This window comes from Winogradskyella flava, from assembly GCF_014243395.1.
Lineage (GTDB): Bacteria > Bacteroidota > Bacteroidia > Flavobacteriales > Flavobacteriaceae > Winogradskyella > Winogradskyella flava.
Window position 1 is genome coordinate 114,962 of sequence record NZ_JACLCP010000003.1, and the last position, 16,739, is coordinate 131,700.

The following is a 16,739-nucleotide window of genomic DNA, read 5'->3' on the forward strand; positions in this document are numbered from 1 at the left end:
AAAGCAATGAATTTCGATTAGGCATTCAACTGCAATGAACTATATCAAGTTTGTTAGCCCATGTTATTTATTCCACAACTCGACTTTTAATTTTCTTAATTACATCATCGAATTGATTCTTACTTCTGTACCATAAAATCAGAAGAAAGATTCCAACTAAAAGTCCGATAACAGTCACAACTACAAAGACTGTAAATTTCTTATTTGATTCTCCAAATTCAAAAGTCAATAGAGTTGCTAAAAATGATATTCCAACAGACAATAAAAATATTGCAAAGTTCAAATAAAGTGAATTCGGCGAGCCTCTTTCTATAATTTGTAATTCTGCTTCACTAACTTCATAAAGAACCAAAGAGTCATATCGTCCTCGTCTAATTTTTGGTCCTTTTATTCCGCTTTCCGATTCCGCTTTCTTTTCAAAATGTTCAACAATTTCCCCTTCTTGAATTTCTGAATCGATAGCTTTTATTTTCTTGTTTTCTGCCATAATTCAAAAATTAAAGGTTCTTTTTAAGCCATTCGTTTCTGCATATTACATTTCTCCAAGCCGCAATAGAACCGGATTTAACAACAAAAATTCGACTTCCTTTTGGAACAATTTCAGCTATTGCGTCTCGAACTTCTTTGGCTCTTTCTTTTGTTACGACTGCCCATGTCGATTCCGTAATATGCGCCCAAGTCCCATAACTTTTAAAAAACTCATACAAGGTTTCATAATCCTCATCAGTAGCATTTTTTAAGTCATAACTTATTATAAATGTTTTTTTCATTCGTTTATTCTCTTTCTAATTTGGGATAAAACGTTATATCAAAACAAAATAACGTGATGTCTCATGATATTTTTGGGATAACAGAACTTTAGTCTAGTTTATCAGTAGATAAAACTAAAACATTGAAGTATACCATACTATACGTAACCTTACGTATTTTTTGAGCTAGTTTATGTAGACGTTGGTTACTAGCTTCTCAACGGTAGGATGGTCATTTCCACCTGCAGGTTCTATGGTAATATTAAGGGATTCAGCATGGTCTATATACGCCATGGTCATGAGATTTTTGTCTTTGGAGATGACACCCATATTAATCATTTCGCCTTCGACATCGGCCCACATTTGGTAGTCGTGGTCAGCATCGAGCTTTGGTAAGCGTTCCGTATTAATCACCACGGACTTGGTCTTATGGTTCACATAACTCACGACTTTGGCTTCAGGTAGTAAGTCGTTGCCTTTTAAGATGTATTGCTCGGTATCAGGATTTACAATAGCGGTATAAAAAGTGTTGGTGTCTTGGAGTTCCTTATTGAGGACCTCAATAGTGGTATTTAATTCGGTGTTGTTGGATTCCACCGTTTGTAGTTGTTGTTTCACATCGTTTAATTGGTTGTACATCCAAAAACTGCCTGCCAATAAAAAGGCGGCAATACTGGCAGCAATACCTAAATACCACTTCGTATTGTTTTTGGGTTGTAAGTGAACCACTTTGGTATCATTTGAAGCGGAAGATTTTATGGCATCCAACAGTTGCGACTTTACAGCAGCAGGAGGCGCAATGGCATTGTCTTGGCCAAGTTGTTCAAAGTCGGCTTCTAACTGGTCAAAGTGAGCTTTGAGTTCAGCATCAGATGCGAGGAGTTGCTCAATCTGTTCGCGGTCTTTCGCGTTGAGTTCTCCAAGCACATATTGCGCTAATAATCCGTTTTCCAGTAGCATCTTCTTATCCATCATCACAGTGCATTTAGTATTAGTAGTAGTACACTTATCGTCTTGCTGTAGGTAGTTCTGAGTTGTTTTAGGGCTTGGCGTACATAAGATTTAAACGTTCCTAAGGGCACATCCATTTCTTGGTGCGCTTCTTTATGGGTTAACCCTTTAAAATACACCAATTCAATAGCCTCTTTGTGGTGCGCCTCTAAGGTGGTAATAGCACCATTAAGCTCTAAATACTCAGATTCTATACTAATAGCATCATCTTCTTTATTAGTATGTACACTAAAATCATCGGTTTGGATGAGCGGATCCGTTTTTCTCAGCACATTTAACGTTTTGTTCTTGGCAATACGATACACCCAAGTATAAAAACGGCCCTTGCTGGCATCATAGTTATCAGCCTTGTCCCAAACGGTCATAAAGGTATCCTGTAAGAGGTTTTGGGCTTTACCTTCATCCTTAATCATTTTTAAAATAACACTATAGATAGCACCAGAATAATTGTCGTACAGTAGTGATAGCGCTCGCTCGTCCTTATCTTTTAATTGTTGAATAAGTCTACTGTCGTCTTGCATTAGTGTTAAAGATTTCCCAAAAATAAAGGGTTGCTCATCCGTGAAGGATAAGCCTGTGTAAATATAAATGAAAGCACTTCAAAAACGAAATAAGTGTTCAAATTAGTTTAACCAAAAATTTAAAAAAATCATGAAAAAGTTAGTATTTGTATTCACAACTTTAGTCGCATTAACATTCTCACAGAAAGCTACGGCGCAAGGAACCATTGTAGACGCAGCAGTAAGCAATGAGAATTTCACAACTTTAGTAGCAGCTTTAAAGGCAGCCGACTTAGTAGAGGCCTTACAAGGTGACGGGCCTTTTACCGTATTTGCACCAACTAACGATGCCTTTGCAAAAATTGACGAAGCCACTTTAGGAAGCTTATTAAAGCCAGAGAATAAGGAAACCTTAGCAAAAATATTAACCTACCACGTGGTGTCAGGAAAGTTAATGGCAAGTGATGTCGTAGCAGCTCTAAAGAAAGGTAAAGGCAAAGTTGAGGTAGAAACCTTAGCAGGACAAAAGTTAACTGTGATGCAAAAAGATGGAAAGATTTGGTTGAAAGACCAAGCGGGCAATTACAGTGAGATCACAGCGACAGATGTAGCAGGAAGCAATGGCGTGATTCACGTAATTGATACTGTAGTAATGCCTAAATAGTGGTTAAGTGTTAATAGTTAGATTAGCGCATTACGACAACGCTATTAGTTAAGATTTTGGTTGATGGTGATTAATAGCGAGGCAATTTTAGAGATGAAATTGCTATGAGAGAGAAAAGCACTTACAGCAATGTAAGTGCTTTTTGGTTTGTATGGTGTTTTCTGTCACTTCTAGTTTCAAGATGTCACTTCGAGTGATTTCAACTTGTTGAAATTGTGCTTCGACGAGCTCAGCAGAATTATCGATAAGCTTGTTTAGTTCTATTGGTTCTCGATACAAATTTTATCTTCTGCCGAATCTAAAATTCACTCGAACTGACATTTGTAGTTCATTGAGTTATTGGCTTACATGTTTAGATGCCTGTCACTTCGAGTGATTTCAACTTGTTGAAATTGTACTTCGACGAGCTCAGCAGAACTATCGAGAAGCTTGTTTAGTTCTATTGGTTCTCGATACAAATTTTAGCTTCCATCGAATCTAAAATCCACTCGAACTGACATTGGTAGTTCGTTTAGTTATTAGTTTACCCGTTTGAAGTTTAAGATTTATGTCACTTCGAGTGAAATTCCTTTTTTGGAATTTTGTATCGAGAAGTCTTGTTAGTTATAAAGGTTCTCGATACAAATTTTATCTTCTGCCGAATCTAAAATTCACTCGAACTGACATTTGTAGTTCATTGAGTTATTGGCTTACATGCTTAGATGCCTGTCACTTCGAGTGATTTCAACTTGTTGAAATTGTACTTCGACAAGCTCAGCAGAGCTATCGATAAGTCTTTCTAGTTGTATTGGTTCTCGATACAAATTTCGTCCTCTGTCGCGTCCAAAATTCACTCGAACTGACAATTAGGTTTCATTACTAGGTTTTCAATAACTACATCAACTGTGATTACTTCAAATAAAAAAGCACTTGCATTTTTGCAAGTGCTTTTGATATTTAAAAACATGATACTATTCCTAGCTATCCATCGCCGCTTTCTCCGCAACCAAAGTCACCTTAAGTTCAATATCATCATTGATAAACTTATCACCTAAACCATCAAAGAATGATTTAGAACCATACTTCACGTTCCACTTAGAACGATCGATAGTAAAGGTTTCGCTTGTCAATGTCATGGTATCACCATCCATAGCTGTTGTTACTGGGAAACTAATATTGTTTGTAGCATCTTTCATGGTTAGGTTACCAGAAAGCATGGTTTTTCCATCAACAGTTTCAATACCTGTAACTTCAAACTTTGCAGTAGGATATGTTTCGACATCAAAAAAGTCAGCACTAGTTAAGTGTCCTGTTAGTTTCGCATTACCTTTTTCTTCGGCAGGAATATCAGTAACCACAATGCTATTCATATCAATAGTAAAGTCGCCACTTTCAATAGTACCATCGTTTACCTTTACAGCACCGTTTGCTACTGAAATTGTACCCGTATGAGAGCCTGTTGGTTTAAATCCTTTCCATTCTACCATGGATTTGTCTGCTACCGTATTATAGGTTACCGCTGTTACTTCTGCAACGGCAGCTTCTTCAGCCGCTGTAGTTTCTGCTTCTTTAGCTTTGTCTTTACAGCTCGAAAATGCCACTAAAGCAACTACAGTTAAAATTTTAAAAAATGATGTTTTCATGTCAGTGTATGTTTTGAATTTGTTTGTGAGTCGCAAAGTTAAGGATAACCTTTCCTTTAGTATTATAAAAAAATGTTAATGACATTTTGACATTTTTATAATAATGGCAGTACTTTTGCAACCCTAAATCGTAGATTTAATTCAGACTAAAAAACGAGACTCAAAATGAGCAAAAAAGATAAAAACAAAGACGTAGAAGAACCACAGGTTGAAGATACAGCAACAGCTACTGCAGAAGCAGAAGATCAAAAAGACGAGAGATCGGCTGAGGAGCAACTACGAGATCAACTAGCAGCAGAGAAAGACAAATTTATGCGTTTGTTTGCTGAGTTTGAAAACTATAAGAAGCGAACCAATAAGGAGCGTATTGAGTTATTCAAGACTGCAAGTGAGGGTGTAATGGTGTCCATGCTTCCTGTATTGGATGATTTTGAACGTGCATTGATGCATATTGAAGAAGACAAGGAGGCCGAAGAACTGCGTAAAGGTGTTTTGTTGATTTATAACAAGCTTTTGACCACCTTAGAGCAAAAAGGCTTATCAAAAATTGAAGTGAACAAAGGGGATACTTTTAATGCTGATGATCACGAAGCTGTGACACAGATTCCTGCGCCAAGTGAGGATTTAAAAGGAAAAATTATTGATGTTGTGGAGCGAGGCTACAAGTTGGGAGATAAAGTGATTCGTTTCCCTAAAGTAGTTATAGGGCAGGCATAGAAAAGATTTCCACTTTCGTGGAAATAAATAACAAGTTATTTGATGAAAGAAGATTATTACGACATACTAGGAGTAAACAAAGGCGCTTCGGACTCGGAGATTAAAAAAGCCTATCGCAAGATGGCCTTAAAATATCATCCTGATAAAAACCCTGATGACAAAGAAGCTGAAGAAAAATTTAAGCAAGCAGCTGAAGCTTACGAGGTTCTAAGTGATGCCGACAAGAAAGCACGTTACGACCAATTTGGTCACCAAGCCTTTGAAGGTGGTGGTGGCTTTGGCGGAGGTGGTATGAATATGGATGACATATTTAGCCAGTTCGGTGATATTTTTGGTGGTGCTTTTGGTGGAGGCGGTTTTAGCGGCTTCGGAGGCGGTGGCAGACAACGCGTGGTTAAGGGTAGTAACCTAAGAATTCGCGTGAAGCTAACGTTGGAAGAAGTGGCCAATGGTGTCGAAAAGAAAATAAAGGTAAAGCGTAAGAAGCAAGCTGAGGGTACAACCTATAAAACTTGTGGCACCTGTAATGGTTCTGGTCAAGTGACACGGGTTACCAATACCATTCTAGGTAGAATGCAAACGGCGTCTCCTTGCCAAACCTGTGGAGGTGCTGGTCAGACCATTGATAAAAAACCATCAGATGCAGATGCTCAAGGATTAAAAGTTGCCGAAGAAACCGTTTCAGTCAAGATTCCAGCAGGTGTGGTAGATGGCATGCAACTAAAGGTAACCGGAAAAGGTAACGACGCGCCAGGAAATGGCATTGCGGGCGACTTGTTAGTGGTGATCCAAGAAGAGGAGCACCCAACCTTAAAGCGTGAAGGTGATAATCTGCATTATGATATGTATGTGAGTCTACCTGATGCCGTTTTAGGAACCTCCAAGGAAATCGATACGGTTACTGGTAAAGTGAGAATTAAGATTGATGCTGGTGTACAATCCGGAAAAATCTTAAGATTAAGAGGTAAAGGTATTCCAAGTATCAATGGATATGGTAAAGGTGATTTATTGGTGCACGTAAATGTTTGGACACCAAAGACTTTAAGCAAAAATCAGAAAGAATTTTTTGAAAGTATGCGAGAAGATGAACATTTTGAGCCTAAGCCAGAAAGCTCGGATAAATCTTTTTTTGAAAAGGTAAAAGATATGTTTTCATAAATACCTTTAGGTTAAATAAAAAATAGTATATTTGAATTACCGTTAATGCTAATTAGCGGTAATTTTTCTTTTTCATAGCAATTTTTTCCCATCCTTATCTAACCATAAGGGTGGGTTTTGTTTTTTAGACCTAAACTTAGTTGTAGGTTCAAAAAATATGGTGCTTTTTCAATTAAAAAAGGGCAATTAGTAATGGCTTAATGCTATTAAATCTTCAACATTTAATATATTTACGAACTAACCTATTTTAAAAATCAAATTCTATTATGAATGACTTATTAGTTGCTGATTCCGTATCTAAAAATTTCGGAAAATTTAAAGCACTAAATCAAGTATCTATTGCCGTACCAAAGGGTAGCATCTTTGGATTACTAGGTCCAAATGGCGCAGGTAAAACCACACTAATCCGAATCATTAATCAAATCACCATGCCAGATGATGGTGCTGTAATGTTAGATGGACAACCCTTAAAGCCAGAACATATTAGAGATATCGGCTACTTGCCAGAAGAGCGTGGTCTTTACAAATCCATGAAAGTAGGTGAGCAGGCGCTGTATTTGGCACAACTAAAGGGCATGTCTAAATCCGAAGCTAAAAGTAGATTAAAACATTGGTTTGAGAAGTTGGAAATAGGCGATTGGTGGAACAAGAAGATTCAAGAATTAAGTAAAGGTCAAGCCCAAAAGATCCAGTTTATAGTTACGGTATTACATAGACCAAAACTTCTGATTTTTGATGAACCGTTTTCTGGGTTTGATCCTATTAATGCCAATTTAATTAAGGATGAAATCTTGAAATTACGCGACGAGGGTGCAACAGTTATTTTTTCGACACATCGGATGGAATCCGTAGAAGAATTGTGCGATCATATAGCGTTGCTTCATAAATCGAACAAAGTTTTAGATGGCAAACTCAATGATATAAAACGGCAGTATAAGACCAATACGTTTGAGGTTGGTTTACAGTCTAATAATAGTGACGTCGTGTTGGCAGAAATCAAAGATAAGTTTGAAGTTTTGCCTGCCACCTTTAGAAATTTGAATGATGATATTAAGTTGAATATAAAAATAGAGGAATCGATATCGTCCAATGATTTGTTATCGTTTCTAGCGACAAAAGCAGAGGTGCATCATTTTGTTGAAGTGATACCTACGGCTAACGATATTTTTATTCAAACTGTAAAAAATAACTAAGCATGAATCATTTACCGCTCATCATAAAACGTGAATACCTTACTAAGGTAAAGAATAAGTCATTCATCATCATGACCTTTTTAAGTCCATTGATCATGATTGCCTTGATTGCAGTTGTAGCCTATTTATCCCAATTAAATAATGACAAGCAACGCACTATTTCGGTATTGGATGAAACAGGATATCTAAAAGATGTATTTCAGAATACCGACAATACCACCTATTCGAGTTTAAATGGTTTAGACCTTGAAACAGCAATTGCATTAGTAAAAGAAAAGGAAGACTACGGTCTCTTGCACATTGCAAAGGTCGATTCCTTGGATGACATTTCAGATAACATTAAGTTTTATTCAGAAGAGTCGCCATCATTAACTGTTATTTCAGGTTTAGAACGTAGAATTGAAAAACGATTACGCGAAATGAAACTTCAAAAAGATGGTGTCACACTAGAACAGATTGAAGCTTCAAAGACTAGTATCGATATTGCTCAGGAAAGTTTTGAGGGCGAGAAGAGTTCTAAAATTGATAACGTTGTAAAGCTGGCATTTGGTGGCATCGCAGGATACTTGTTATTTATGTTTATCATCATTTATGGTAATATGATCATGCGAAGTGTTATAGAAGAAAAGACAAGCCGAATTATAGAAGTCATTATTTCTTCCGTAAAGCCAATTCAACTTATGATGGGTAAAATCATAGGAACATCTTTGGCAGGCGTCACACAATTTGTCATTTGGGTCATACTTGGCGGTGTATTAATGGTTGTAGTTTCTGCAATCTTTGGGATTGATATGATGCAAATGCAAACGCCTCAGCAGGAGATGGTCAATCAAGCGATGCAAGCTCAAGGCGCACAAGCTATGGCAGAAAATATGATTACAGCGATTAGTAATTTGCCAATTGCTAATCTTATCGTCGCATTTATGTTCTTTTTTATAGGTGGTTACTTGTTATATAGCTCGCTCTATGCGGCAATTGGTGCTGCTGTAGACAATGAAACCGATACACAACAGTTTATGCTGCCTATTTTAATGCCATTGATTTTGGCAGTTTATGTTGGCGTGTTTACAGTTATAGAAGATCCACACGGCACCGTATCAACAGTGTTTTCGTTTATTCCTTTTACGTCACCAGTAGTCATGCTCATGCGTATTCCATTTGGTGTGCCTTTATGGCAACAAGGCTTATCATTATTGTTATTGATAGGTACATTCATTTTTGCAGTTTGGTTTGCAGCTAAGATTTATCGTGTTGGAATTTTAATGTATGGTAAGAAACCTACATACAAAGAACTCTTTAAGTGGTTGAAATACTAATAGATGATTCAGGATTTAAAAAAGATTGAAGACAAGGTTACTGAAAGCAACGCTTGGGAGAAAACAATGGATTTCCTAAACAGGCATATAGACTTTGGTGATAAAATAAGTATTTCAATTTTAGACATTCTTATTGTAATTACGGCCATAGCTATAACTACCCTAGTATTAAAAGTTTTACTTAAGGTTTTAACTAGAAACATACCAGAAGCTGACAAGGGCAAATTTAATGTGGTCTACGGTTATTTTAGGTGGTTAATCTATCTTATAATTTTATTGGTTACGTTACATTCTGTAGGTGTAAATGTGACTGCAGTTTTTGCGGCTTCAGCGGCTTTACTTATAGGTGTTGGATTGGCACTACAAACTTTATTTCAGGATATCATATCTGGTGTTTTTATTCTTATAGATCAATCAGTACATGTCGGCGATATTATTGAAATAGAAGGCAAAGTTGGTAGAGTTGAGGAGATTAAATTAAGAACCACAAGAGCTGTAACTATAGATAATAAGGTACTGGTAATTCCTAATCACTTGTATTTAACCAATTCACTATATAACTGGACACAGAATGGGACGCTGACAAGGGAAAGTGTTTCGGTTGGTGTGGCTTATGGTAGTGACGTACAGTTGGTTAAAAAGTTGTTATTGCAAGCTGCAAGTACACATCCTGATGTAATATCTGTACCAGAGCCAGCAGTTTTGTTTACTGATTTTGGAGATAGCTCGTTAAATTTTAGATTGGTATTTACCTTAAATGATAGTTTTAAAGCTACGTTTCCAAAGAGTGATATTCGCTTTGAAATCGATAAACTATTTAGGGAAAACAACATCACTATTCCATTTCCTCAGCGCGACATTCATATTATTAAAAATAAATAGGATAGGATGGATGTAGGCTTTTCAAAATGTTATACAATACTTGCGATTATGGTACTGTGTTGTGTTCATTCTGTAGAAGCACAACTTACCGATTTGGCTCGTTTAGAGTATTCCTTTATACCAAGTACTCGATCTGAAGATCAATATACAAGGCTGAGAGCCATTTTAAACTATCCGATAAAAATAAAAGATAAGGATTACTTAATCGTTGGTGGAGAGTACAATAGGATTATACTGAATTTAGAAGATGATTATCCTTTTAATACTAATGATTTACAAGGTCTGCACATTATAGATATGAGTTTGGGTTATACTTTCAGATGCAGAAATGATTGGAGACTAGGATTAAAAATAAATCCAAGAATTGCATCGACTTTGACAAGTTCATTGACTTCAGATGATATGTTTTTAAATGGAGGGGTGTTCGCAATTAAGGATAGGACAGATGCTACGGATATTAAAAGGCCTTATCGTTTGATTTTAGGTTTAACCTATAATACAACAGCTGGTATTCCTTATCCATTACCTTTTGTAAGTTATTATAGACGAGTTAATGATAAATGGTCTTTTAGCGCAGGTGTACCAAAGTCCAACTTGAAATATTTTTTTAGCGAAACAAGTATGCTCCAGGTTTTTGCAGGATTAGATGGTTACTTTGCAAATATTCAACAGCCAATGATGGTGAATAATGAACTTATAAATAGTATTTCACTTTCAGTTGCTGTTGGTGGACTTGGGTACGAATATTGTTTTACAAAGAATTTGGTAGCTTATTCTTATCTTGGGTACACCTTTAGGTTGAACAACGTGCTACGTGACGATAATAGAAATGAAGTTTTTGAGCTGAATGACTTAAATGCTTTTTATTTAAGAACGGGACTAAAATTTAAAATATAGATATGTCGAAAATATTAATAATTGAAGATGAAGCTGCCATCAGAAGAGTATTGGTTAAAATACTTTCTGAAGAAAGTGATGCTTACCAAGTCGAAGAAGCAGAAGATGGCTTAGCTGGAATAGAAAAGATTAAGAAAGATGACTATGACTTGGTGCTTTGTGATATTAAAATGCCAAAAATGGATGGTGTTGAGGTACTGGAAGCTGTAAAAAAGATAAAGCCGGAAATACCAATGGTAATGATTTCGGGTCACGGTGATTTAGACACAGCGGTTAATACCATGCGACTCGGAGCCTTTGACTACATTTCTAAACCGCCAGATTTGAATAGGCTTTTAAATACAGTACGTATTGCTCTAGATCGTAAAGAGCTTGTTGTAGAAAATAAAATGCTTAAGAAAAAAGTAAGCAAGAACTACGAGATGATTGGAAATAGTAAGGCCATCGCTCGAATCAAGGATATGATCGATAAGGTGGCACCAACAGATGCTCGTGTGTTGGTTACTGGACCAAATGGAACAGGAAAAGAGCTGGTAGCGCATTGGCTACATCAAAAAAGTGAGCGCTCTAAAGGCCCCATGATAGAAGTAAATTGTGCTGCGATACCAAGTGAATTGATTGAGAGTGAATTATTTGGACACGTTAAAGGTGCTTTTACATCTGCCAATAAAGATAGAGCAGGTAAATTTGAAGCTGCTAATGGCGGTACCATTTTCTTAGATGAAATCGGAGATATGAGTCTTTCTGCCCAAGCTAAGGTGTTAAGAGCATTGCAAGAAAGTAGAATTCAGCGTGTTGGAAGCGACAAGGACATAAAAGTAAATGTACGTGTTGTTGCAGCGACAAATAAGAATCTTAAAAAGGAGATAGAAGACGGTAAATTCCGTGAAGATTTATATCACAGATTGGCCGTGATTTTGATTGAAGTGCCTGCATTAAATGATAGACGTGAGGATATTCCGCTATTAATAGATTATTTCGCTGAAAAAATATCTAAAGAGCAAGGTACAGCCAAGAAATCATTTTCAGATAAAGCAATAAAGTTGCTTCAAAATTATGATTGGACAGGCAACATTCGCGAATTAAGAAATGTTGTAGAACGTTTGATTATCTTAGGAGATAAAGAAGTTAGTGAAGCTGATGTAAAAGCTTTTGCGTCAAAATAAATTACTATTAAAATGAAAGACATTAACATAGAAGACTTTAGGGTTACATCCCAAGTTAAGATTCAGGATCTTCCGACAACTTTCGATGTAGGGGCAGAAAAAAAGCAAATTAAGGAGGCTATGCGAGATGTGAGCAAGGATCTGGCAGAGATTCAAAATGCAATGTATGCGCACGGCAAATATTCCGTTTTATTTTGTATTCAAGGCATGGATACTGCTGGTAAGGATAGCTTGATACGTGAGGTGTTTAAGGAATTCAATGTTAGAGGTATTGTAGCTCATAGTTTTAAAAAGCCAACAGAACTAGAGTTAAAGCATGATTATCTCTGGCGACATTATATAGCACTTCCTGCTCGAGGAAAATTTGGTATTTTTAATAGGACGCATTATGAAAATGTACTGGTAACACGAGTGCATCCCAACTATTTAATGTACGAGAATATGCCTGGTATTGATTCTGTTAATGACGTTGATGATGCTTTTTGGACACGACGTTTTGAGGAAATCAATAATTTTGAAAAGCATATTGCGGATAATGGAACGATTATCTTTAAGTTCTTTTTAAATATTTCAAAGGATGAACAGAAAAGCAGACTGTTGAGACGTCTTAATCGACCTGATAAACAGTGGAAGTTTTCTTCTGATGATTTAAAAGAACGCAAATTATGGGATAAGTACCAAGACTGTTATGAAGATGTTTTGAACCGAAGTTCTAAGCCTCATGCACCATGGTTTAATATTCCTGCTGATGATAAATCGACAGCAAGATATATTGTGGCAAAAATTCTATTAGATACATTAAAAAACTATTCAGATATTAAAGAACCTGAATTGCCTGCTAAGGAAAAAGGCAATATAGATTCATATAAACAAGAATTGCAAAATGAATAATCCACTAAATTTAATTCTTAGAACCGCTATCTTCTTATGCTTGATGTTATCATTAACAGTAAGTGCACAAACTGATGAAGAAACTCTAAAGACCATTTATAAAACCTCATTGACCAACGGTAAAAGCTATGAATGGCTAGATTATCTATCTAATACTATTGGAGGCCGTCTATCTGGTTCGACTAATGCAGAACTCGCCGTTCAGTATACAAAAGCTGAGCTTGAAAAATTGGGATTGGATAAAGTCTGGTTACAGCCTGTTATGGTACCGAAATGGGTGAGAGGTCAAAAGGAAATGGCTTATTTTGAGACATCGGGAGCATTGAACAAAGTTAATATTTGTGCTTTGGGAGGTTCTATCGCCACACCAAATGGAGGTGTGAAAGCATCAGTTTTGGAAGTTGGTAGTTACAAGGATTTAGAAAAATTAGGTGAAGAAAAGATAAAGGGTAAAATAGTATTTATTAATAGGGCCTTGCAAGCAGATCTCATACATACGTTCGAAGCCTATGGAGGTTGTTCAGTAGAGCGCTATAGAGGTGCTGCAGAAGCTGCTAAATATGGAGCCCTTGGTACTATAGTGCGCTCATTGAGTTCTCGACAAGATGACTATCCGCATACAGGGAGCATGGGTTATGGCGACTTGCCGGTAGAGCAACGTATTCCATCTGCTGCCATTAGCACCAATGATGCCGTGAAATTGAGTGAGGCATTAAAAAAGGATAAAAACTTAGAGTTTTTCTTTGAGATGAGTTGCCAACAGTTTGATGATGTTGAGTCTTATAATGTCATCGGGCAAATCACAGGAAGTGAATTCCCAGATGAGTATATCGTCGTAGGAGGACACTTAGATTCGTGGGATTTAGGCGATGGTGCTCATGATGATGGAGCAGGAGTTGTACAATCAATGGACGTCTTACGTTTATTAAAAGAAAGTGGTGTAAAACCAAAACGCAGTATTCGTGTTGTGCTATTTATGAATGAAGAAAATGGACTTAGAGGCGGACGCAAGTATGCAGAAGTTGCTAACGAAAAGAATGAAAAGCATGTCTTTGCCTTAGAAAGTGATTCAGGTGGATTTACACCTAGGGGTTTTAGTTTTGACTGCAGTGACTTGATGCTGTCTAAGATTCAAGCATGGAAGCCATTATTCAAACCCTATTTAATTCATTTTTTTGAGGAAGGTTATAGTGGTGCTGATATTAGACCACTTAAAAATGATGACATAGTTTTGGCTGGATTACGACCAGATTCTCAACGCTATTTTGACCATCATCATGCAGCCAATGATACTTTTGAGCATGTGAATAAACGTGAGTTGGAATTGGGCGCTGCCACTATGACGTCTTTGGTATTTTTGATGGATAAGTATGGTACTCAGACCATCACCAATGAGAAGAAGTTGAAAGATTAATTAACTATTGAAAAAGAGAGGTAATAAACATAGATTAAAAGAAATCCGTAAAGAAAATAGATTTTTGAATTGGTTTATTCTTTGTGTAGGTCTAGTATTGTTTATTGTAGGTTCAATCAAACTCTTATTTTTTAAAGCTGAAGTAGCTGTAAACGCTAGATACTTGCAACCTACTGTTGATACCGGAGGTGTTATTTGTTTAGCGGGTTTTATACTTTTAATCTGCTCTGTTTATAGATTTAGAAATAAAGAAAAAGTTATCAAGGATACTCTTGATTTAGAAAATGACTAAATATGAAAAGATTTATATTTATAATGGTTTTAATGATGGCTAGCTCATTGACTGCTCAAGAAAACAAGGAACTTCCTTATTACGAAGTGCCAGAATATTCAGAGGAATTCACGGCAGGAACTATGGCAGCGCGTATGGTCGATGCTTTGGGGTTCCGATTCTATTGGTCAACTGATAGTTTGACTGAAAAAGATTTAGCTTATAAAGCTAATGAAGATGGGAGATCTACAGAAGAAACCATCAAGCATATTTATGATTTGTCTAAAATAATAGTCAATTCGACTTTAAAAGAACCAAACTCTAGAGCTGATGAGGACTTATCTTATAGCGAAATGCGATCAAAAACACTAAATAATCTTAAAACGGCAGCAGATATTCTTAGAGATAGTGATGATATATCGCAATATAAAATCATTTTTGGTGAACAGGAAATTCCATTTTGGAATCAGGTCAATGGACCAATAGCGGATGCGATTTGGCACTGTGGACAGATAGTAATTTATAGGCGCTCAACAGGAAATCCCATCAACCCTAAAGTGAATCATTTTTCTGGAAAAGTACGCGATTGATTCTTAGTTTTTGGTTTAAAATATTAACGTTAAGTTTAACATTTTGTCAAGTAATAAATGACGTCTTCGTTTTAACTTTGTAGTTAACGTTTAATGCAATAAACAAATTTGATGCGCTTTGTATTACTAACCTTATTTTTTTCTTTCTTTTCAATAAGTTTCGCGTCGGCCCAAGGTAATGCACATTTTGTATTTAAAGTATTTGATGCTGAGACAAAACAGGCCATTCCTTACGCTACAATAAGATTTGAAGGGAGAAATACTGGTCTTATCGCCAATATAGATGGCGATTTTAAGATACCTATATCATATGTTGAAAATAAAGATGTGATTCTCGTAAGTTGTATTGGGTATAGCACAAAAAGAGTGGCTTTAGAGTCTTTAAAAAGAAAAGGCTTAAATATTATATATCTGAGTCCAAAAATTGAGGATTTAGGCCAAGTAGTCATAAAGGGTAATATAAAAAAGCAGAGGGAATTATCTGCAAAGCAAATTGTGAAGAAAGCCATTAAAGCTATTGAAATCAATTATCCTGTTGATCCGTTTTCCTATGTGGCCTATTATAGGGATTACCAGATGGTAGATCAAAAATATACCAACTTAAACGAAGGTATTATAGAGGTTTTCGATCAAGGTTTTCAGAGTCATAAAATTAAAGACTCTTTAAATACCACAGCTTTATATAAGTACGGGCTTAATACGCAGTTTTCTCAAGACACTCTCTTGAGTAATTCTATTTATAATCAAGCTAAAGATATTAGAGATGGTACATTGGGAAGTACTATCAATAATGAATTGACCATTTTAAATCTTCATAATCCCATAAGGAATTATAGCTTTGGAAGCTTTTCCTATGTTTATACTTTTAAAAAGAACTTCGTTAGAAATCATAATTTTTTCAGTGAAGGCACCTTGTTTCTCGATGACGAAGAGTTTTACAAAATAAGGTTTTCGGCGAAAAACGTTCTAACAGACTATGCTTATTCTGCATACGGCCACCTCTATATATCAAAAGAAGACTTTTCAATCCATAATTTTGATTATGAGCTGTATTCAACAAGTTTTGAAAAGTCAGTATTTACTGTAAATGTTGAATACAAAAAGCATGAAAATGGTAAAATGTATTTGAACTATATTTCGTTTAATAATAATTTTTATGTTTCGAAAAAAGATGTTTTGAGAATTGAAAGCTCTAAGTATAATAAAAATGACAACACATTTGTTGTAAAGTTCAACAGAGCGATTAAGCTAAAAGCCATAGAAAAAAGAAGTAACGTAAAAGTGTATTATAGAGATAGAAAATTAGCTATAAATAAAATAGCAATGACGAATCCTAAAACTATTATAGTCCATCTTAAGGAGAAAGCTTATGACTATTTAATTCAACAACGTTTAGATGAAGAAAGCTTGTTTAGTATTGAGGTTAGAAATTTTGAAGACGCAAGTGGCAGCGACTTAATAGAAGACGTTACTATTGATGGATACCAATTCAGGGAGCTATTTGTCCAAAGTGTATTTCCGAATAAAACGGTAGATGGTGATTTATTTTTTGTAAACAAGGTTAAATCTTTACAAGAGGCTACATTAAATAACTTAGATGTTAGTGATTATTGGATGAACTCTCCATTAAAAACTACTAACAATTAGTTACATTTAATTAAAAAAACTTATAGGGCAGCAAAAAACACCTGTATATCA

The 16,739-nt window shown here is 36.0% G+C and carries 18 protein-coding genes; 13 read left to right on the forward strand and 5 right to left on the reverse strand.

From position 1 onward, the window contains the following. Nucleotides 1-67: 67 nt before the first annotated feature. The 4 genes from H7F21_RS10960 to H7F21_RS10975 all read right to left on the reverse strand — a co-directional run bounded on the left by H7F21_RS10960 (nt 68) and on the right by H7F21_RS10975 (nt 2,281). On the reverse strand, nt 68-487 hold the full coding sequence (locus tag H7F21_RS10960) for a hypothetical protein (RefSeq protein ID WP_185789332.1): 420 nt from the start codon (nt 485-487) through the stop codon (nt 68-70). Nucleotides 488-497: 10 nt separating this feature from the next. Further along, nucleotides 498-770, reverse strand: coding sequence for a hypothetical protein (locus H7F21_RS10965; RefSeq protein WP_185789333.1), 273 nt, complete (start codon nt 768-770; stop codon nt 498-500). A 165-nt stretch (nt 771-935) separates the two neighbouring features. Further along, a complete protein-coding gene (locus H7F21_RS10970) occupies nt 936-1,724 on the reverse strand; it encodes an anti-sigma factor (protein ID WP_185789334.1) in 789 nt (262 codons plus the stop codon). Continuing rightward, on the reverse strand, nt 1,724-2,281 hold the full coding sequence (locus H7F21_RS10975; protein WP_185789335.1) for an RNA polymerase sigma factor: 558 nt from the start codon (nt 2,279-2,281) through the stop codon (nt 1,724-1,726). Before H7F21_RS10975 ends, H7F21_RS10970 begins: the two co-directional genes overlap by 1 nt. Before the next feature lie 130 nt (nt 2,282-2,411). On the opposite strand from H7F21_RS10975, the gene H7F21_RS10980 reads away from it, so the two are divergent. After that, entirely contained in the window at nt 2,412-2,924 is a 513-nt protein-coding gene (locus H7F21_RS10980) for a fasciclin domain-containing protein (protein WP_185789336.1), read from the forward strand. A gap of 956 nt (nt 2,925-3,880) precedes the next feature. On the opposite strand, the gene H7F21_RS10985 is transcribed toward H7F21_RS10980, so the two are convergent. Beyond that, on the reverse strand, nt 3,881-4,546 hold the full coding sequence (locus H7F21_RS10985) for a YceI family protein (protein ID WP_185789337.1): 666 nt from the start codon (nt 4,544-4,546) through the stop codon (nt 3,881-3,883). Nucleotides 4,547-4,711: 165 nt separating this feature from the next. Between H7F21_RS10985 and H7F21_RS10990 the strand changes: the two genes are divergently transcribed. The 12 genes from H7F21_RS10990 (at nt 4,712) to H7F21_RS11045 (ending at nt 16,688) form a co-directional block, all read left to right on the forward strand. Then, nucleotides 4,712-5,263: a nucleotide exchange factor GrpE gene (locus tag H7F21_RS10990; RefSeq protein ID WP_185789338.1), complete on the forward strand. Its 552-nt coding sequence runs from the start codon at nt 4,712-4,714 to the stop codon at nt 5,261-5,263. 42 nt (nt 5,264-5,305) lie between these two features. Next, nucleotides 5,306-6,421, forward strand: coding sequence for a molecular chaperone DnaJ (dnaJ, locus tag H7F21_RS10995; protein WP_185789339.1), 1,116 nt, complete (start codon nt 5,306-5,308; stop codon nt 6,419-6,421). Between the two features lie 266 nt (nt 6,422-6,687). Further along, on the forward strand, nt 6,688-7,614 hold the full coding sequence (locus H7F21_RS11000) for an ABC transporter ATP-binding protein (protein WP_185789340.1): 927 nt from the start codon (nt 6,688-6,690) through the stop codon (nt 7,612-7,614). A 2-nt stretch (nt 7,615-7,616) separates the two neighbouring features. Continuing rightward, a complete protein-coding gene (locus tag H7F21_RS11005) occupies nt 7,617-8,930 on the forward strand; it encodes an ABC transporter permease (RefSeq protein ID WP_185789341.1) in 1,314 nt (437 codons plus the stop codon). Between the two features lie 3 nt (nt 8,931-8,933). Next, on the forward strand, nt 8,934-9,812 hold the full coding sequence (locus H7F21_RS11010) for a mechanosensitive ion channel family protein (protein WP_185789342.1): 879 nt from the start codon (nt 8,934-8,936) through the stop codon (nt 9,810-9,812). 6 nt (nt 9,813-9,818) lie between these two features. Next, complete coding sequence (locus tag H7F21_RS11015) at nt 9,819-10,709, forward strand: DUF6268 family outer membrane beta-barrel protein (RefSeq protein ID WP_221892473.1); 891 nt, start codon at nt 9,819-9,821, stop codon at nt 10,707-10,709. 2 nt (nt 10,710-10,711) lie between these two features. Beyond that, a complete protein-coding gene (locus tag H7F21_RS11020) occupies nt 10,712-11,875 on the forward strand; it encodes a sigma-54-dependent transcriptional regulator (RefSeq protein WP_185789343.1) in 1,164 nt (387 codons plus the stop codon). A 12-nt stretch (nt 11,876-11,887) separates the two neighbouring features. Continuing rightward, the gene (locus tag H7F21_RS11025) at nt 11,888-12,766 is read left to right on the forward strand and encodes a PPK2 family polyphosphate kinase (RefSeq protein WP_185789344.1); all 879 of its coding nucleotides are present in this window, start codon (nt 11,888-11,890) and stop codon (nt 12,764-12,766) included. After that, nucleotides 12,759-14,180 carry a M20/M25/M40 family metallo-hydrolase gene (locus H7F21_RS11030; protein ID WP_185789345.1) on the forward strand — a complete coding sequence of 474 codons (1,422 nt, stop codon included), beginning with the start codon at nt 12,759-12,761 and terminating at the stop codon, nt 14,178-14,180. The genes H7F21_RS11025 and H7F21_RS11030 overlap by 8 nt, the downstream gene beginning before the upstream one ends. Nucleotides 14,181-14,187: 7 nt before the next feature. Then, nucleotides 14,188-14,472: a hypothetical protein gene (locus H7F21_RS11035; protein WP_185789346.1), complete on the forward strand. Its 285-nt coding sequence runs from the start codon at nt 14,188-14,190 to the stop codon at nt 14,470-14,472. A 2-nt stretch (nt 14,473-14,474) separates the two neighbouring features. Next, nucleotides 14,475-15,041, forward strand: a complete 567-nt coding sequence (locus H7F21_RS11040; RefSeq protein ID WP_185789347.1) for a hypothetical protein — start codon at nt 14,475-14,477, stop codon at nt 15,039-15,041. Nucleotides 15,042-15,152: 111 nt separating this feature from the next. After that, the gene (locus H7F21_RS11045) at nt 15,153-16,688 is read left to right on the forward strand and encodes a carboxypeptidase-like regulatory domain-containing protein (protein ID WP_185789348.1); all 1,536 of its coding nucleotides are present in this window, start codon (nt 15,153-15,155) and stop codon (nt 16,686-16,688) included. Nucleotides 16,689-16,739: the final 51 nt, after the last annotated feature.